General features: G+C 53.0%; 16 protein-coding genes. 2 read left to right on the top strand and 14 right to left on the bottom strand.

The annotated features are described in order from the left end of the window. Positions 1 to 80 precede the first annotated feature (80 nt). Positions 81 to 857: an envelope biogenesis factor ElyC gene (gene elyC / locus ACFK9X_RS09145; protein ID WP_000899553.1), complete on the top strand. Its 777-nt coding sequence runs from the start codon at positions 81 to 83 to the stop codon at positions 855 to 857. Here elyC and ACFK9X_RS09140 read toward each other — a convergent pair. The 14 genes from ACFK9X_RS09140 to ACFK9X_RS09075 all read right to left on the bottom strand — a co-directional run bounded on the left by ACFK9X_RS09140 (position 837) and on the right by ACFK9X_RS09075 (position 16,754). Continuing rightward, on the bottom strand, positions 837 to 1,730 hold the full coding sequence (locus ACFK9X_RS09140) for a YcbJ family phosphotransferase (protein ID WP_000436889.1): 894 nt from the start codon (positions 1,728 to 1,730) through the stop codon (positions 837 to 839). The two genes, elyC and ACFK9X_RS09140, sit on opposite strands and share 21 nt — an antisense overlap. A gap of 210 nt (positions 1,731 to 1,940) precedes the next feature. Next, complete coding sequence (gene kdsB / locus ACFK9X_RS09135) at positions 1,941 to 2,687, bottom strand: 3-deoxy-manno-octulosonate cytidylyltransferase (protein WP_023237954.1); 747 nt, start codon at positions 2,685 to 2,687, stop codon at positions 1,941 to 1,943. Next, positions 2,684 to 2,866 (bottom strand): protein YcaR, encoded by a 183-nt coding sequence (gene ycaR, locus ACFK9X_RS09130; protein WP_000350061.1) that lies wholly within the window; start codon positions 2,864 to 2,866, stop codon positions 2,684 to 2,686. The genes kdsB and ycaR overlap by 4 nt, the downstream gene beginning before the upstream one ends. A 51-nt stretch (positions 2,867 to 2,917) precedes the next feature. Continuing rightward, positions 2,918 to 4,150 (bottom strand): winged helix-turn-helix domain-containing protein, encoded by a 1,233-nt coding sequence (locus ACFK9X_RS09125; protein WP_151116230.1) that lies wholly within the window; start codon positions 4,148 to 4,150, stop codon positions 2,918 to 2,920. A 43-nt stretch (positions 4,151 to 4,193) separates the two neighbouring features. Continuing rightward, entirely contained in the window at positions 4,194 to 5,171 is a 978-nt protein-coding gene (lpxK, locus tag ACFK9X_RS09120) for a tetraacyldisaccharide 4'-kinase (RefSeq protein ID WP_151116228.1), read from the bottom strand. Beyond that, positions 5,168 to 6,916: a lipid A ABC transporter ATP-binding protein/permease MsbA gene (gene msbA / locus ACFK9X_RS09115; RefSeq protein ID WP_000551246.1), complete on the bottom strand. Its 1,749-nt coding sequence runs from the start codon at positions 6,914 to 6,916 to the stop codon at positions 5,168 to 5,170. The genes lpxK and msbA overlap by 4 nt, the downstream gene beginning before the upstream one ends. A 36-nt stretch (positions 6,917 to 6,952) precedes the next feature. Continuing rightward, entirely contained in the window at positions 6,953 to 9,217 is a 2,265-nt protein-coding gene (locus ACFK9X_RS09110; protein ID WP_151116226.1) for a ComEC family protein, read from the bottom strand. A 229-nt stretch (positions 9,218 to 9,446) separates the two neighbouring features. Beyond that, positions 9,447 to 9,731, bottom strand: coding sequence for an integration host factor subunit beta (gene ihfB / locus ACFK9X_RS09105; RefSeq protein ID WP_000167332.1), 285 nt, complete (start codon positions 9,729 to 9,731; stop codon positions 9,447 to 9,449). A 155-nt stretch (positions 9,732 to 9,886) separates the two neighbouring features. Then, positions 9,887 to 11,560 (bottom strand): 30S ribosomal protein S1, encoded by a 1,674-nt coding sequence (gene rpsA / locus ACFK9X_RS09100; RefSeq protein ID WP_000140324.1) that lies wholly within the window; start codon positions 11,558 to 11,560, stop codon positions 9,887 to 9,889. Between the two features lie 113 nt (positions 11,561 to 11,673). Next, the gene (gene cmk, locus ACFK9X_RS09095; protein ID WP_000125006.1) at positions 11,674 to 12,357 is read right to left on the bottom strand and encodes a (d)CMP kinase; all 684 of its coding nucleotides are present in this window, start codon (positions 12,355 to 12,357) and stop codon (positions 11,674 to 11,676) included. Positions 12,358 to 12,529: 172 nt separating this feature from the next. Continuing rightward, complete coding sequence (locus ACFK9X_RS09090) at positions 12,530 to 13,291, bottom strand: M48 family metallopeptidase (RefSeq protein WP_151116224.1); 762 nt, start codon at positions 13,289 to 13,291, stop codon at positions 12,530 to 12,532. A 142-nt stretch (positions 13,292 to 13,433) separates the two neighbouring features. Next, positions 13,434 to 14,717: a 3-phosphoshikimate 1-carboxyvinyltransferase gene (gene aroA / locus ACFK9X_RS09085; RefSeq protein WP_000445178.1), complete on the bottom strand. Its 1,284-nt coding sequence runs from the start codon at positions 14,715 to 14,717 to the stop codon at positions 13,434 to 13,436. A gap of 70 nt (positions 14,718 to 14,787) precedes the next feature. Then, entirely contained in the window at positions 14,788 to 15,876 is a 1,089-nt protein-coding gene (serC, locus tag ACFK9X_RS09080) for a 3-phosphoserine/phosphohydroxythreonine transaminase (RefSeq protein ID WP_000079591.1), read from the bottom strand. 185 nt (positions 15,877 to 16,061) lie between these two features. Next, positions 16,062 to 16,754 carry a DUF421 domain-containing protein gene (locus ACFK9X_RS09075; protein WP_000642866.1) on the bottom strand — a complete coding sequence of 231 codons (693 nt, stop codon included), beginning with the start codon at positions 16,752 to 16,754 and terminating at the stop codon, positions 16,062 to 16,064. Between the two features lie 136 nt (positions 16,755 to 16,890). On the opposite strand from ACFK9X_RS09075, the gene ycaO reads away from it, so the two are divergent. After that, positions 16,891 to 18,651, top strand: coding sequence for a 30S ribosomal protein S12 methylthiotransferase accessory factor YcaO (gene ycaO / locus ACFK9X_RS09070; protein WP_000194822.1), 1,761 nt, complete (start codon positions 16,891 to 16,893; stop codon positions 18,649 to 18,651). Positions 18,652 to 18,850: the final 199 nt, after the last annotated feature.

Raw genomic sequence — 18,850 nt, 5'->3', positions numbered from 1 at the left:
AGCCGCGGCCAGAATGAACCTGTCTGGTGTAATATCACCGTTAATCCTCCGCTATATGGTTAAAAAAGGAACCAAAAAGGATGCTTTTTACGCTAAAGAAAGTGATTGGCGGTATGTTATTGCCGCTTCCGCTGATGTTGCTGATCATTGGCGTCGGCCTGGCGCTGCTCTGGTTTAGCCGCTTTCAGAAGACCGGAAAAGTATTTATCAGCGTAGGTTGGCTGGCGCTATTGCTATTAAGCCTGCAACCCGTCTCTGACCATTTGCTGCGTCCGATAGAAAACCGCTACCCTACCTGGCAGGGTCCGCAAAAGGTGGAATATATTGTGGTTCTCGGCGGCGGCTATACCTGGAACCCGCAGTGGGCGCCGAGCTCTAATTTAATTAACAACAGCTTGCCGCGGCTGGCGGAAGGCATTCGGCTGTGGCGCGCGAATCCGGGAGCCAGGCTGATTTTTACCGGCGGCATAGCAAAAACCAATACGGTAAGCACGGCGGAAGTCGGTGCGCGGGTGGCGCAGTCGCTGGGCGTACCGCGTAGCGATATTATTACGCTGGATAAGCCAAAAGATACGGAAGAAGAAGCCGCCGCCGTTAAGCAGGCCATCGGCGACGCCCCTTTCCTGTTGGTAACCTCCGCCTCGCATTTGCCGCGTGCGATGATTTTCTTTCAGCATGCCGGGCTGAATCCGCTTCCCGCGCCGGCGAATCAGTTGGCGATCGATTCGCCGCTCAATCCCTGGGAGCGGGCAATTCCGTCCCCGGTCTGGCTGATGCACAGCGATCGCGCTGGGTATGAAACATTAGGGCGACTTTGGCAATGGCTGAAAGGCATATCAGGCAAGCCAGGGGAGTAATGATTTCGCCGCCAGATCAAAATTGGTACGGTTAAAACGTCCGGTATTGACCAATTGCGCAACCTCGTCCCACAGCACATAGAGCCAACGCCGCCAGATGAAGGACTCCGCCACTGGCGCGCGTTGCAGATAATGCCAAAGCAATCCCTCCGCCAATGGATTATCCATCAGGCGAAACAGTTCGAACTCTCTCGGCGCCCACAGCATCAGCCCGGGGCCGACCATCGCCAGAAGCTGATCGCTACGGGCGTCTTTAAGCATACTGCGCAGGCAGAAGTTGCCATGCACCAGTACGCAGTTGTCGTTAAACCCTTCAAATAACGAAGGAAGACATTCTCTGGTACGAAACAAAATGCGTCTGTCCTGCATCGTCAGACCGGTATTGCTGAACTGATTTAGCGTCGTCCACAGCACCTCCACCCGCTGACGATACCAGGAAGGCCAGATATTCTCCTGAGTATGGTCTACGGCGCCAACGCAACCGCGGCTATCCTGCCGATGCCAGGCTAACAGCCCTTCGACAATCTGATCTTTTAGCTGTTCCCAGCGTTCCGGAGTGCGCGCCGGCGCCTCGACCGGCACACCGCGCAGTCGTTCCAGTAGCAGCACATCCGGACCAGGATGCTCTTCATGCGTCAATACGCCATAGATTACCGGCATCCTCACCGTACCGCTACGCGCCAGCATTGAGGTTTTCCATGCCAGTTGCTGCGCAACGCCGGGAGTGGTAAAACTTCGCGCCATCAGCGGCATCGGAATGCCCTGGCTGTCATATAATGACCACAATGCGGAATCCGCTTTCTCATTCACGCACTCTATACGGCTAAGTTTTTCACCCAACAAATGACTGAGTTCGGCCCGCAACTGTTCCATTCCAGATTACCCCCATTAGTGCTACTGCTTTAATAATGAGCGTCGTATGGACAGATGTCACCCGTATCAGATCAAGGGAAGAAAAGAAAAATGAGGAAAATCGTAACGGTACGAGAAAGCCGCCACTGATGAGCAGACGTGAGTATTCATCTTTGCGCTATCATACCGCGCTGTTCATGACCGTCTAAGACGATCATGAACAGGATCATGTTAACGCATTTCAGCGCGTACGCGCTCCAGGTCGTCGGCGGTGTCTACGCCCGTGCCGGGCACCGCTTTGGCGATGGCGACATGAATTTTTTCGCCGTACCACAGCACACGGAGTTGCTCCAGCATTTCAATATGTTCAAGCGGGCTGGGTTGCCAGCTCACGTAACGGCGGATAAACCCCGCGCGATAGCCATAAATGCCCAGGTGACGAAGGCAAGTATCCCCTACCGTTTCCAGACTTTTTGCAAAGCGATCGCGATCCCAGGGAATCGTCGCCCGGGAAAAGTAAAGCGCATAGCCTTCAGCATCCAGCACGACTTTTACCGCATTCGGGTTAAACGCTTCTTCGGCGCTGTGAATCGGCACCGCCAGCGTCGCCATGCCAACCTGGCGCTGTGCCAGATTTTCCGCGACCTGGCGAATAATAACCGCCGGGATCATCGGCTCATCGCCCTGAACGTTCACAATAACGGTATCGTCGCTGAATCCGCACTTCTCTACCACTTCCGCCAACCGTTCGGTGCCGGACTGGTGATCGGCGCGCGTCATGCACACTTCGCCGCCAGCCGCTTCTACCGCACGAGCCACGTCTTCATGATCGGTGGCGACAATAATGCGTTCCGCGCCAGATTCGCGCGCCCGCTCCAGGACATGAACAATCATGGGCTTACCATTAATATCCACTAATGGTTTGCCTGGCAGTCGGGTAGATGAAAAACGGGCCGGAATGATGACGACGAAACTCATGATTTACTCTCATCAGATGTCAGGGCGCGAGCTTCATTTTCCAGCAATACAGGAATGCCGTCGCGTAACGGGAAAGCGAGATTATCCAGTTTGCAAATTAATTCTTGCTGTTCCTGGTTATACCAGAGTTTGCCGTTACATACCGGGCAGGCGATGATTTCAAGCAGACGATGATCCATAGTTCCTCCAGATGGACCGGATTGTGAATCCTTCAATATTAACATAATCGGTTATGGTGCAGGGTCTATTTCCCAGCCATGACGCATGGCGCTAAACAGGCCTGGCGGACATTGTCCCAGCGTCACGCGCGATGCCCGTTGCCAGGCAGCAAACGCGCTAATGGCCTGCCAGATTCCTTTTTGCAGACTAACGCCAGGGCGAATATCGTCCTCCAGATACAGCGAGATAACCTCAAGTACCCCCGTTTTACGGTGCATTTTGGCGTCCATTCGCCCGACTAAACGGCCCTGGTATAATAGCGGCAGCACAAAATAACCGTACTGGCGCTTCGCCGCAGGCGTATAACATTCCAGCCGATAGTTAAATCCGAAAAGCTGCGCTGCCCGCTTGCGATCCCATATCACAGGATCGAAAGGCGACAGCACTGCGCTATGGGTCGCCTTTAAGGCGTTATTTAGCGCCGGTTCAAGCTGCGAAAGAAGATCGGCATGAAGCCACATCCGCCCCAACGTTTCCACCTCGACCGGAATAATCTGCTGCTGTTCCGCCCGGCTCTCCCGCCATCCTTTCAGGTCAGGACGTTTCAGGCGGTAGTAATCCGCCAGCCACTGTTCACGGAAAATCCCCAGACTGCGCGCGCTATTATCCAGCATCAGGCTTTCCGCCTGCGGCTGTGACAGTCCATCGCGTTCATCATCCCAGTGCGGCATCACACGGCGCGTTAAATCATATACACGTTGAAAATTACGCCGCTCAACAACCATGACTTTTCCGGCGGTAAATAAACCCTCAAGGTGGCGTTTATGTGGTTTCCATTCCCACCAGCCGCTGGCGCCTTTCTGCGCATGTTCAAAATCGGCAGATCGCACCGGGCCGTGCTCCTGAATATGCCGCATTAGCTGTTCTATTTCTTCCGCGTGCTCATGCATCCATGCCGCGCGATATTTCCAGCCCATCTTTTCCGGCGACAGCATACGATGGCAGATAAGTTTAAAGTCGCGGCGTGGTAAGAAACAGGCCTCATGCGCCCAGTATTCCATTAACTCGCCGCGTCGCAGCGCCTCATCCAGCCAGGCCTGCGGGTACGAACCGAGACGGCTAAACAGCACCAGATAGGGGCTACGTGCGACAACATTGATGGTATCAATTTGCAGCAACGCCATGCGTGAGATGGCGGCAAGAACATCGCCAGGCAGCGCGTTACGGCGCGGCTTTTTCAATAGCCCCTGCGCAGCAAGGTGAAGACAACGGGCCTGGGAAAGAGAAAGGTACGGCAATGACATTCATGACTCCATAAATTCATCACTGCCGCTGCATTGGGGGACGCTAGCGAACCAGCGAGGTGATATGTTGAAGCAACTTATCAGGCTGCTCACCGGACAAACGCGCATCAACCGGTAAGAACCACCAGTTATCTTCGGCAAAAGCACGGCATTTCACCGCGTCTTTTTCCGTCATTACCAGGGTCTGCCCTTCACCGACCAACGCCTGAACGTCAGCAGGGGCGAGCGTTTGATGATCGGCCAGCGGGACGCACTTTTGCGGATGCGCGCCACAGGCTTCCAGCGTGGCGAAAAAGCGCGGCGGATGACCGGTGCCCGCCATCGCCACAATATTGCTCAGTTGCGCCACATCGCAACGCGCTCCCGTACGTAAGTTCACCGCCAGTCCAGGCGCTAGCTGCATGGGGATTTCGCCCGCCCGGGCGACGCCGCCATTGACGATAGCGGCGTCTACGGTTTTCAGGCGACTGGCGCGTTCGCGCATAGGACCGGCAGGAAGCCACCAGCCGTTGCCAAAACGGCGCACGCCGTCAATCACCACAATTTCAATATCTCGCGCGAGCCGGTAATGCTGCAACCCATCGTCGGTGATAATAATCTGCACATTATGCGCCGCCAGAATCGCTTTCACCGCCGCGGCGCGTTCAGGCGCCACCGCGACAGGCGCGCCGGTCCGCTGATAAATCAATACCGGTTCATCTCCCGCTTCTGCGGTTGTCGTCTCAGGCGTCAGGAGCAGCGGATAAGCGGCAGCTTTCCCGCCGTAGCCGCGGGAAACGACCCCCACGCGCACGCCACGCTGTTGCAGCTTTTCCACCAGCCAAATGACTACGGGGGTTTTACCGTTACCGCCAGCCGTAAGATTCCCTACCACAACCACCGGTACCGGCGCTCGCCAGGCGCGTTTAAAACCAAGCTTATAGCTCAGACGAATCGCCCCGCTCACCAGGCCATACAGCCAGGAGAGCGGCAGCAGTAACCGCCATAGCGGGGATTCACCCGACCAGATACGCGCAATCATTGGCCAAATTGCATCTTATGTAGCTGGGCGTAAACGCCGTGTTGCGCCAGCAGCTCGCTATGAGTGCCGCGCTCAACGATAATACCGTCTTCGACTACAACGATCTCATCCGCCTGTTCGATGGTGGAGAGACGGTGCGCAATCACCAGAGAGGTACGGTTTTTCTGCAGCTCATCCAACGCTGCCTGAATCGCACGTTCAGATTCGGTATCCAGCGCGGACGTAGCTTCATCAAGGATCAGAATCGGGCTGTCGCGCAGTAAGGCGCGGGCGATCGCGATACGCTGGCGCTGACCGCCGGAAAGCAGTACGCCGTTTTCGCCGATGATGGTATCCAGGCCATTATCCATCTTATTGATAAAGTCCATGGCATAGGCCATGCGCGCTGCCTCTTCAATCTGCTCGCGGCTGTATTCTTCCGTCCGGGCATAAGCAATGTTATTGGCGACCGTGTCGTTAAACAGATGCACGTTTTGCGAAACCAGCGCCACCTGATTACGTAGAGAGGCCAGAGTGTATTCGCGTAGATCGTGACCATCCATCAGGATGTGCCCTTCATCAATATCGTAGAAACGGGTGATCAGACTGGCGATAGTTGATTTACCCGATCCGGAACGCCCCACCAGCGCCACGGTTTTCCCGGCAGGAATTTTCAAATTGATGTTACGCAATGCCGGCACTTCACGGCCCGGGTAAGTAAACGTCACATTGCGGAATTCGAGATCGCCGGTCGCGCGGTCAATGACACGTTTACCTTCATCTTTCTCCTGTTCGCTATCCAGAATCGCAAACAACGTTTGACAAGCCGCCATCCCACGCTGGAACTGCGCGTTAACGTTTGTCAGCGATTTTAATGGACGCATCAGCGCGATCATGGAGGAGAACACCACGGTGATGGTCCCTGCCGTCAGGCTATCCATTACGCTTGGGAAGCTCGCAGCATAGAGGACAAACGCCAGCGCCAGCGAGGCAATGAGCTGAATGATAGGATCGGAAATTGACGAGGCAGAGACCATTTTCATGCCTTGCAGTCGCATCTTATTGCTGACTTTATCAAAGCGTTTAGTTTCGACTTCCTGACCGCCAAAAATCAGTACCTCTTTGTGTCCTTTCAGCATTTGTTCAGCGCTGGTAGTCACTTGTCCCATCGTGTTCTGCATATTTTTACTGATGCTGCGGAACCGTTTTGAGACAACGCGAATCGCAATCGACACAATCGGCGCTAAAACAACCAGGATGATCGACAACTGCCAGCTGTAATAGAACATCATGATAAACAATCCGATGATCGATGCCCCTTCACGCACCACGGTAATCAGTGCGCCAGATGAAGAAGAGGCAACCTGTTCTGAATCGTAAGTAATACGCGACAGCAGCGTACCGGTAGACTGTTTATCAAAGAAGGCGACGGGCATTCCCATCATATGGCCAAACAGGCGACGGCGCATGGTCATTACCACCTTGCCTGACACCCATGAAATACAGTAGCTGGAGATATAGCTAGTGATGCCTCGTAATATCATCAGCCCAATAACCACCAGCGGCATCCACAGCAACACTGAGCGATCCGTTTTACCGAAACCATCATCCAGTAATGGCTTGAGGAGCGATAGCATGAAGGTATCGCTGGCTGCGTTGAGAATTAACGCTATGCCCGCCACGATCAGACCTGCTTTAAAAGGCGCTATGGTTGGCCACAGTCGGCGGAAGGTCTGCCACGTAGAGAGATCTTTATCGTTATGCATTCAAAAAACCAGCATTTGTTGAAATAGCCGCATATTCTACCCGTTATCCTCGGACACGCCAAACCACTGATGATACCAGCGAGGTAAAATTTGATCCCGTAAGCCTTGTATGCGCCAGCCCTGCGGAGAAAACAGCAGCGAAATTTGCCCCTGGTGGGGTGTATCAAACCACTGATACGCCTGCTGTCGGTAGCGCTGTTTTACCTTGCGGGACGGCAGCCGCCATGCGTTATAGCGCGATGCGGACGCCAGCGCCGCTTCACCATGTACGCGCTGAATAAATGGTAGCGACGACGACGTATTACTACCATGATGCGGCACCTGGATAAACGTCGCCGCAAGATGTCGCCAGTAACGACTTAGCATTTTTTGTTCAGCGCCCGCTTCAATATCGCCCGTGAGCAGGATGCTATGTACGCCGTCATCCACTTTGACCACACAGGAGCGGTTATTTCCTCGATCGGCACTTTCGCGTAACGGCCAGTGCGCCTGAAACGTTAGCCCCTGCCATTGCCACTGCTCACCGCGAAAACAGGGCAAATGTCCCTGCCAGCCTAACGGGCTGCGAATCCACATTGACGGCCAGACCTGCTGTAGCGAACGCAGCCCGCCCCGATGATCCAGATGCTCATGACTCAAAATAACGCCCTCCGGCGTCAGATTATGCCAGCGCAACCAGGGAATAATAACCTGTTGCCCGCTGTCGCCCTCCGGCCATGCCCGACCGGTATCGTAGAGTATTACTTTATCGCCCCTGACGATCGCTATCGCCAGCCCCTGACCAACATCCAGCATATGCACCTGCCATCCACTGGCGTTTATCGGCCGCCAGAGTGGCCAGCTCATCAACAATAACCCGCATAAACAGACCGCCGGCCAGGTACGCCAGACGTTTAATCGCCACGCGATAAGCATTAGCCAGGGCAAAAACGTCAGCCACTGCCAACGGTTATCAATATTCACCCAGCCCTGCGGTAAAGCATTCAACAGGTAAAATAGCGCGGCTAACGCGCGATCGGTCAGGTACCATACCCACTCTTCAAGAAAAAACGGCCCGGTTAAATGCAGAATCATTCCCGCCAGGATGAGCGGAACCGTCACAAATGTGACCCAGGGTACGGCAAAAAGATTCGCCAGCATTGCGGTAACGCTTATGCCATGAAAAAGCGCCACCTGGAGAGGCAAAAGCAGAAGTGTAATGCCTGCCTGTAAGTGAAGCAGGTTAAGCAACCAGCGTAAGCCTCGTGGAAAATTTCCGTTTGGCGCAGGAAACCACTGATACCAGAATAACAGGCCGGCAACCGCAAATGCTGACAGCCAAAGACTTTGTGATATAACCGCCACAGGATCGGCGAAAATAATCGCGGCCAGACAGCAGCACCAGACTTGCCAGCCGCTCCACTGTCGTCCGCTTAATTTTAATCCTCCCCAGACGCTCAGCGCCGCCACCGTGCGCAGCGCAGGCGGTTGTAAGCCGGTAAGCCAGGCATAACATATCGCGCAAAGAATGCCGCCCAGCAATGGCGTCTGCCAACGAATCCATCTGACCGGCAAAAAGAATTGTCCGCCACGGATTAATCCGGCAGCCAATAACGCGGCAAAAGCGATATGCAGGCCGGAAATCGCCATCAAATGGGCAGTCCCCGTATCGCGCATAACGGCCTTCACCTCCTGCGACAACGCTCCCCGCTCCCCCATTCCCAACGCCAGAATAACCTGCTGCCACGGATAAGGCGCAAGCGTAGCGCGAAGCGAAGCAAGATAGCGCGCACGCAAGCTACACTCAGGGTTAATCGCTTTAGCCTGTAGAAAACGCCCGGTCAACGGTTGGTGCTGCGCCAGCGCGTAACGTTGGCTATCAAAACCGCCTTCGTTAAGCTGCCCGTGTACCGCTCTGACCTTCAGCGTCATCGCCCACTGTTGCCCGGCACACACTTCCGTGGGTAAGTACTGGCCATGCAGGACAATCCCTACAGCAGGAAAGAGCGGCTTTCCGCGCAAATGGGTGATTCGCCCATAATGAGTGGTCATATGATCGGTGGCAGTAATGACGACTGTCGCCTCCTGCGTCGCGGCGGGCAGGACGTTTCCCGCCCAGATGGCCTGCCTGGCGGCAAATATCCCCCACATGAAAAAGAGCAAAGTTAATGCCGCGTAGCGCGCATAGTGATGGGGTATGAGGCAAAGCAAACATGCCAGACAAAACAGCACCGCGAGAATCCACGTATCAGGTAATACTGGCAATATCATGAGCGGAAGTATGCCGCATACTACGCATACGCTGACCGTCGTTATCTTCATAGACACCTCCCTGTGCGGGAAAGTGTGCAGGTTCAGGACGCCATTGTCTGGAGGGGATTTTGTGCTATACGGCGCGGATTCCAGGTTTTTTACCTGATAAATGTAAGACGCAGCAAAAAATGCGAAACGTTTTCCAGTTTTCGGTCGAATAGCGTTTGCGCCTGACGGTGTATAAATGAAAAAAGCACCCTGACGGTGCTTTTTTCGGGTTCAAGTTTTGCGTTAAAACTTAACCGTAAATATTGGCGCGATCGCGCAGTTCTTTACCCGGTTTAAAGTGAGGAACGTATTTTCCTTCCAGTTCCACTTTATCGCCGGTCTTGGGGTTACGTCCGGTACGAGGCGCGCGGTAATGCAAAGAAAAACTGCCGAAACCGCGGATTTCAATACGCTCGCCCTGCGCAAGAGTCGAGGCCATATGCTCCAGCATCTCTTTTACCGCGTCTTCAACCGCCTTAGCGGGAATGTGAGATTGCTGGGTTGCAAGTCTTTCAATCAATTCTGACTTGGTCATGATTCCTCCGGTTCCTTAAAGGCAAATTGGCTGCAGCCGTGAGATTGATTAAGGGCGGCCGTAGCCGCCCTTAGTGCTTGATTACAGGCCGAAACCTGCAATCTGTCAAGTAATCTCGTTATACTTCGGACTAAAAGACCCGAAGTTTCAGAGGATTACTCGCCTTTAGCTGCTTTGAATGCTTCAGCCATTGCGTTGTTAGAGAAGTTTGCATCTTCCTGTTTGTTAACAGTTGCGATGGCATCTTTCTCGTCAGCTTCGTCTTTCGCACGAACAGACAGGCTGATTGCGCGGTTTTTACGATCAACGCCGGTGAATTTAGCTTCAACGTCGTCGCCAACGCTCAGAACCAGAGTCGCATCTTCAACGCGGTCACGGGATGCTTCAGAAGCACGCAGGTAACCTTCAACGCCGTCGGCCAGTTCTACGGTTGCGCCTTTAGCGTCAACTGCAGTGACTTTACCGGTTACGATAGCGCCTTTCTTGTTCAGAGCAACCCAGTTGTTGAACGGATCTTCTGCGAGCTGTTTAACGCCCAGGGAGATACGTTCACGTTCTGCGTCAACCTGCAGAACAACTGCAGCGATTTCGTCGCCTTTTTTGTATTCACGAACTGCTTCTTCGCCTGCAACGTTCCAGGAGATGTCAGACAGGTGAACCAGGCCGTCGATGCCGCCGTCCAGGCCGATGAAGATACCGAAGTCAGTGATAGACTTGATTTTACCTTCAACGCGGTCGCCCTTGTTGTGGGTTTCTGCGAACTGCTGCCACGGGTTAGATTTGCACTGCTTCAGACCCAGGGAGATACGACGACGTTCTTCGTCGATATCCAGAACCATCACTTCCACTACGTCGCCAACGTTAACCACTTTGGACGGGTGGATGTTTTTGTTGGTCCAGTCCATTTCGGAAACGTGAACCAGGCCTTCAACGCCTTCTTCGATTTCAACGAAGCAGCCGTAATCGGTCAGGTTGGTCACGCGACCGGTCAGTTTGGTACCTTCCGGATAACGTTTAGCGATAGCAACCCACGGATCTTCGCCCAGCTGTTTCAGGCCCAGGGATACACGGGTACGCTCGCGGTCGAATTTCAGCACTTTCACATTGATTTCGTCGCCAACGTTCACGATTTCGCTCGGATGCTTAACGCGTTTCCAGGCCATATCAGTGATGTGCAGCAGGCCGTCAACGCCGCCCAGATCAACGAATGCACCGTAGTCAGTGAGGTTCTTAACGATACCTTTAACTTCCATGCCTTCCTGCAGGTTTTCCAGCAGCTGATCGCGTTCTGCGCTGTTTTCGGATTCGATAACGGCACGACGAGAAACCACAACGTTGTTACGTTTCTGGTCCAGCTTGATTACTTTGAATTCAAGCTCTTTGCCTTCCAGGTGCAGAGTGTCACGCACCGGACGAACGTCTACCAGAGAACCTGGCAGGAACGCGCGAATACCGTTCAGCTCAACAGTGAAGCCACCCTTAACTTTGCCGTTGATAACACCGGTAACAGTTTCAGCATCTTCGTAAGCTTTTTCCAGCGTGATCCATGCTTCGTGACGTTTAGCTTTCTCACGAGAGAGCAGAGTTTCACCGAAGCCGTCTTCTACTGCATCCAGAGCAACGTCAACTTCGTCACCAACCTGGATTTCCAGTTCGCCCTGGGCGTTTTTGAACTGCTCAGCCGGAATGGCAGACTCAGATTTCAGACCGGCGTCAACCAGTACTACGTCTTTGTCGATAGCAACAACAACACCACGAACGATGGAACCCGGGCGGGTTTCGATTTCTTTTAAGGATTCTTCAAAGAGTTGAGCAAAAGATTCAGTCATGTTTAATCTTCAGGTTTCATATTTAACGTCCACCTGGCTCCGTGCCGGATGGGGTTGTTTAACATACCCGCTGTCAATCCTTTGCAACGGGGGTACTACAAATTCGGTCGCATTTAAGCGAGAGCCAATTTTTGGCGCGCATATTGTAACGCTTTTTCAATCACTTGCTCAATGCTTAATCGGGTAGAATCCAAAACTAATGCATCAGCAGCAGGAACTAACGGCGCAACGGCACGATGACGATCGCGATCGTCGCGTTCCTTGATCTCGGCCAAAAGGCGTTCAAAGTTAACACTAAAGCCATTCTCCTGCAACTGTAGCATACGTCGATGCGCACGTTCCTCCGAGGAGGCGTCAAGGAAAATTTTTACCGGCGCATCCGGGAAGACCACGGTCCCCATATCGCGTCCATCGGCGATTAAACCAGGCGCTTCGCGGAATGCGCGTTGGCGGCGAAGAAGCGCTTCACGCACGCGTGGGAATGCCGCCACCTGGGATGCCGCGTTCGCGACTTCCTGCGTACGGATTTCGCCGCTAACGTCCTCGCCTTCCAGGATAACTTCCAGGTTGCCGTCCGTTGAGACGAAACGCACGTCCAGATGGGACGCCAGAGGCACCAGCGCATCTTCAGAGGCGAGATCGACATGGTGATGCAATGCCGCCAGCGCCAGTACGCGGTATATCGCGCCGGAATCCAGCAGATGCCATTGCAATGCTTCCGCCATTGCTTTGCACAAGGTGCCTTTACCTGCACCGCTTGGGCCATCAATGGTTATTACCGGGGCAATTGCCGTCATCTTTATCTCCTTAAACAGGCGTACCGTTAACGTAAACGCCGCGCATTATACGCGCCAACGCTCGCGACCGTTAACGTTGCGTGCAAAAACCAGTTTTGTCTGTAATCAGATGCGGAATAATTGCGCAATTATAGCGGGCCGGCGAGAAACCAGCCCGAAAGATGACAATGATTTACTTTTTATCTTCGGCAATTCTGTCGCGCATATGCTGCGCGCGATCGGCTGAAGCCGGGTGGGAGTCCATCAATGATTTTGCATGACCTGCGTCCATTGTGGCGAATTTATCGAATGCCGTGACTAAGCCCTGGGTGTTAATCCCGCGTTTTTTCAGCAGATCGTAAGAGAAGTCATCCGCATCCGACTCCTGACTGCGAGAAAACGCCGAATTGATGACGCCTTCCGCCAGATCGCCCAATTGAGACTGGGAAAGCTGCGCTGCGACGCCGCTGGTGGCGGAAATCGCATCGCGAGCCACCAGCGTGGCATAAGCGGTCTGCATTGCCTTGCGAGAGTGCCCTAAAGAGACATGGCCCAGTTCATGGCCCAGTACGCCTTCAATTTCATTATCGGTCATCAGATCCATCAGGCCGGAGTATACGCGAACGCAACCGTTCGCCATCGCCCATGCGTTGATATCGCTGGTCATATAGACTTTATAGCTAACCGGCGTACCGTCAATGTTGTTACCCAGCGCTTTGGCGATTTTGCTCAGACGTTTGGTGTATTTGCTTTTCGAACCTGCCAGTTGATTCTCGCTGTCCATTTGTTTACAGGCATTATTAGATAATGCCTTAACATCCGCATCGGACAGTGTGGCGGCTTTGTAGGCTGACATGCCTGAACTGGCGATTAAATTGCCATTCACGCCATTTTTACATCCTGCCAGTAGCGTGGCGGAAATCGCCACCGCCAGTAGTAATGATTTATTTTTCATACTAATATTCCGTTGATAACTATTATAAAAAACACATAAATCAATGTGTTAAATCATCAACAAATTAGCATTAGTCATAATTATAAAAATAGTGCGAATACGGACTCGGCGCGCCAGCCCGTCGACTGGCGCAACAGAAGACTTAGGCAGGCGTACTCATTCGCGCCAGTTGTTCGAAATAATCAGGGAACGTTTTTGCGGTACATTTAGGGTCCAGGATCGTAACTGGCGTATCGGACAGTGCGACCAGTGAGAAGCACATCGCCATACGGTGGTCGTTGTACGTGCCAATATCCGCGTGTTGGAGCTTCGCCGGCGGCGTGATACGAATATAGTCGTGCCCTTCTTCGACTTCAGCGCCCACTTTACGTAGCTCGGTCGCCATCGCGAACAGGCGATCGGTTTCTTTCACTCGCCAGTTATAAATATTGCGCAACGTCGTGGTTCCTTTCGCAAACAGCGCCGTGGTGGCAATCGTCATCGCCGCATCCGGAATATGGTTCATATCCATATCTATGGCGTGCAATTCACCGCGCGTGCAGGCAATAAAATCATCGCCCCAGGTAATGGTCGCGCCCATTTTCTCCAGCACATCGGCAAAACGAATATCGCCCTGCATACTTTTGCGGCCAATTCCGGTCACTTTTACCGTGCCGCCTTTTATCGCCCCGGCGGCGAGAAAATAGGACGCTGACGAGGCATCGCCCTCGACCAGATAGCGACCTGGAGAGTGATACTGTTGACCTCCCTTCACGACAAATTGTTGGTAGTGGTGGTTCGCTATCTCCACGCCAAAGGTTTTCATTAAATTTAGCGTGATATCGATGTAAGGTTTTGATACCAGTTCGCCTTTAACGCGAATAATTGTGTCTTTAGGGGCCAGCGGCGCCGTCATCAGCAGAGCGGTCAGGAACTGGCTGGAAACGCTACCATCAACCTCAATGTCGCCGCCGGTAAAACCGCCGCGCAGACGCAGGGGCGGATAGTTTTCCTGCTCCAGGTAATCAATATTCGCCCCGCCCTGACGCAGCGAATCGACCAGATGGCCTATCGGACGCTCTTTCATACGCGGTTCGCCGGTTAACACTATCTCATTTTGCCCCAGACATAGCGCTGCCGCTAACGGACGCATCGCGGTTCCGGCATTACCGAGAAACAGTTCCAGAGCGCCTGGCGCACGTAATGCGCCGCCATTACCCGTGATATCACAGCGGGTGCGATCGGCAGAAAGGGTGTAATTGATCCCCAACGCGCTCAGGGCATTGAGCATATGGCGGACGTCATCGCTATCCAGCAGATTCGTCAGAGCGGTTTTACCACAAGCTAAAGCCGCCAGGAGCAAAGCACGGTTTGAAACACTTTTGGAGCCAGGTAAATTAATGGCGCCATCGACCCGCGCGATGGGTTGTAACGTCAGGGATTCCATGAAACTCAACTCTCAAAAAACAGAAATAAAAACCCCACAGACTGGCCGTGGGGATGAAAAAAGAAACGTATTAGCCGTGGCGACGCTCAAAATCGATCATGAAATCGGTCAGCGCTTTTACCCCTTCAATCGGCATGGCGTTATAGATAGAGGCGCGCATACCGCCAACAACACGGTGCCCTTTTAAGGCGTGCAGACCGGCGGCGAAAGACTCTTCCAGAAAGACCTTGTCCAGCGTATTGTCCGCTAACTGGAACGGAACATTCATCCGCGAACGGTTGGCCTGTGCGACATCGTTACGGTAGAAATCGCTGTTATCAATCACACCGTACAGCAACTCCGCTTTTTGCTGATTGATTTTGTGCATCGCCGCCACGCCGCCCTGCGCTTTCAACCATTTGAACACCAGACCGGAAAGATACCAGGCGAAAGTCGGCGGCGTATTAAACATCGAGTCGTTATCATTCAGGACGGTGTAGTCGAGGATGGACGGGCAGCTCTCATGCGCCTTGCCTAACAGATCCTCCCGGACGATAACCAGCGTCAGTCCTGCCGGACCGATATTCTTCTGCGCGCCAGCATAAATTACGCCATAGCGAGAGACGTCCAGCGGCGCAGACAGGATGGTAGAAGAAAAGTCCGCCGTGACGACCACCTCCGGGCCAAAATCCGGCGTTTCATCGATGGCGATGCCGTCAATGGTCTCATTCGGGCAATAGTGCAAATAAGCGGCATTATCGGAAAGCTGCCACTCGCGCATCGGTTTTACGGCACGTTTGCCGTCCACGGTGATTTTGGCGTCGATAATCTGCGGCGCACAGTATTTTTTGGCTTCTTTGATGGCGCTCGCCGCCCAGTAACCAGCATCGACATAATCCGCCGTGGTTTTATCGCCCAGCAGATTGAGCGGCACGCCAGCAAACTGCCCGCGACCGCCGCCGTGACAAAATAAAACTTTATAGTTGGAGGGGATATTAAGGAGATCGCGAAAATCCTGCTCCGCCTCTTCAGCGACCTGGATAAACTCTTTGCCTCGATGGCTAATTTCCATTACCGACGTACCAAGACCGTGCCAGTCACGCAGTTCCTGTTGCGCCAGTTTAAGTACTTCCGCCGGTAGCATCGCCGGACCTGAACTAAAATTAAAGACCTGAGCCATTTCCCCTCACCACGCTGCATTGTTTCCTGCCTGACAGACATCAGGCAAACGTTATTCATGTGAATATCGGTTTTATCATTCAGTGACACGCGCCGCAATGGGTAAAACAATGCGAGGAGAAAATGCGGCATTCGTCACACAACAGAATCTTCCGGATTAACCGTATAAATCCGATATTTTCTCTGTTAAACAACGCGTTTAGCCCGGCTTGCCTTCGTCCATTCTGGATTTGCGCAGCGCGGACATAATTGCTTTTCCCCGGCGTTCATGCGTATCACTTCACTGCAACGTACGCAGGCATAGTCGCCAGCCTCCGGCGCCACGATAAAGCGTGGCGTACAGTGCTCAGGAAGAATGCTTAACCCCGGCTTAACGTCTTTATTTTCAAAGAAATAGACGCTGATTTGTCCGTTTGTCTCCAGGATGGCCAGTCTGACCTGCCCCAGTTGCTCAACGCCATTCAAGCGAAGCTCCATAAAAAATTCAAACTCCGTCATGTTCGAGCGCTGCAGTTTTTCCCACGCCAGTTCGCCGTCTTCAACAATGACCACCGACTTGCCTTCCAGCAGATCTTCCAACTTTTCACTATGCGCCATCAGCCACATGACCAGGCGATAGAGCAGCGCCAGGGTGATGAATACCACCAGAACAGGGAGCATCGGAACGTCATCATAAAACGCGACGTCGCCTGCCGCCGATCCCAATGTCAAAATGATCAGCACTTCAAAAAGCGACATTTGCCGTACGCCGCGTCGTCCTGTCACCTTTAAGAAAAGAAACACCAGAACAAAGGTGTAAAAGCTACGCAGCGCCACTTCCCCCAAAAACGCTACCGGCACGTTATCCAGCGCCATTCGTTGCAAATCAAATGCTTTCATTTTTTATGCTCTTCCTGTGAATGCCAGTGTAAAAGCATAGCCAATACTTTTATTTCCGCCGATGTCCCGGCGAGATAGCGCCCGTCACATAAAACCCGTATCATTGCGCGCTTTCCGTACGACAAAAGTGATTTTCATGACGCAAACATTTATTCCCGGCAAAGACGCCGCGCTGGAAGACTCCATCGCCCGCTTCCAGCAAAAGTTACTCGACCTCGGCTTTCACATCGAAGAGGCCTCCTGGCTGAACCCGGTGCCAAACGTCTGGTCAGTGCATATTCGCGATAAAGAGTGCGCGTTATGCTTTACCAACGGAAAAGGCGCGACCAAAAAAGCGGCGCTGGCCTCGGCGCTGGGCGAATACTTCGAGCGTCTGTCAACCAACTACTTCTTTGCTGATTTCTGGCTTGGCGAAACGGTCGCCAATGGGCCATTCGTGCATTACCCGAACGAAAAGTGGTTCCCGCTGACTGAAAATGACGACGTACCGGAAGGCTTGCTTGATGCCCGTCTGCGCGCGTTTTACGATCCGGAAAATGAACTCACCGGAAGCCAGTTAATTGATCTTCAGTCCGGCAATGAAGCTCGCGGCGTCTGCGGCCTGCCATTTACCCGTCAGTCCGATAACCAGACCGTGTATATTCCGATGAATATCATCGGCAACCTGTACGTCTCTAACGGAATGTCCGCCGGCAATACGCGTAATGAAGCCCGCGTTCAGGGACTGTCGGAAGTCTTCGAGCGTTATGTGAAAAATCGCATCATTGCGGAAAGTATCAGTCTGCCGGAGATTCCCGCAGAGGTGATGGCGCGTTATCCGGCGGTAATGGAGTCAATCGCCACGCTGGAAGCCGAGGGTTTCCCGATTTTCGCCTATGACGGCTCGCTGGGCGGTAAGTATCCGGTTATCTGCGTCGTGCTGTTCAACCCGGCTAACGGTACCTGCTTTGCTTCTTTTGGCGCCCATCCTGACTTTGGCGTTGCGCTGGAGCGTACAGTGACCGAGCTACTCCAGGGACGCGGTCTGAAAGATCTTGATGTCTTCACGCCACCAACGTTCGATGATGAAGAAGTCGCGGAGCACACTAATCTGGAGACCCACTTCATCGACTCCAGCGGCCTGATTTCCTGGGATCTGTTCAAACAGGACGCCGATTATCCGTTCACGGACTGGAGTTTTTCCGGCACTACCGAAGAAGAATTCGCCACGCTGATGGCCATCTTTGCTGCTGAAGATAAAGAAGTTTACATTGCCGATTACGAGCATCTCGGCGTATACGCCTGTCGTATTATCGTACCGGGAATGTCTGATATTTATCCTGCCGAAGATCTGTGGCTGGCCAACAACAATATGGGTAGCCATCTTCGTGAGACTCTGCTTTCGCTGCCCGGTAGCGCCTGGAATAAAGAAGATTATCTCAATCTGATTGAACAATTGGATGAAGAAGGTTTTGACGATTTCACCCGCGTGCGTGAACTGCTGGGTCTGGCGACCGGAGCGGACAATGGTTGGTATACACTGCGCGTTGGTGAATTAAAAGCAATGCTAGCGTTAGCGGGCGGCGATTTGGAGCAGGCGCTAATCTGGACAGAATGGACGATGGAGTTCAATTCGTCGGTCTTTAGTCCGGCACGCGCAAACTATTACCGTTGCCTGCAAACTCTGCTGCTCCTGTCGCAAGAAGATGCGCGTCAGCCACTGCAATATCTCAATGCTTTTATAAAAATGTATGGCGCAGAGGCTGTAGAGGCCGCCAGCGCCGCGCTTAGCGGTGAAGCGGCTTTTTATGGACTACCGGCTGTCGACCACGATCTACAAGCGTTCCCGGCGCATCAGTCCTTGTTAAAAGCGTATGATAAATTACAGCGCGCGAAAGCGGCATACTGGTCAAAATAAGGCCATATGAGTGACTTAGGGTAGGTTTACCCTCTCGGCTGCGTTATATTACGGGGCGCCTTTGCGGCCCCGTTTTATTTATTTTCGCTAAACGGCGAAAAAATGTAATAACAAGGTTAAATATTGGTTGTTGATATTAAATTAATTGACATAGTGATGTTACTTTATTTGTTGATTACTCTATATTAATTAACCGTGC

This window comes from Salmonella sp. WC3, assembly GCF_042932255.1.
In the GTDB taxonomy this organism is placed as follows: domain Bacteria; phylum Pseudomonadota; class Gammaproteobacteria; order Enterobacterales; family Enterobacteriaceae; genus Salmonella; species Salmonella enterica.
The sequence above is the reverse complement of the archived record's forward strand: the minus strand, read 5'-3'. Positions and strand labels throughout refer to the sequence as shown.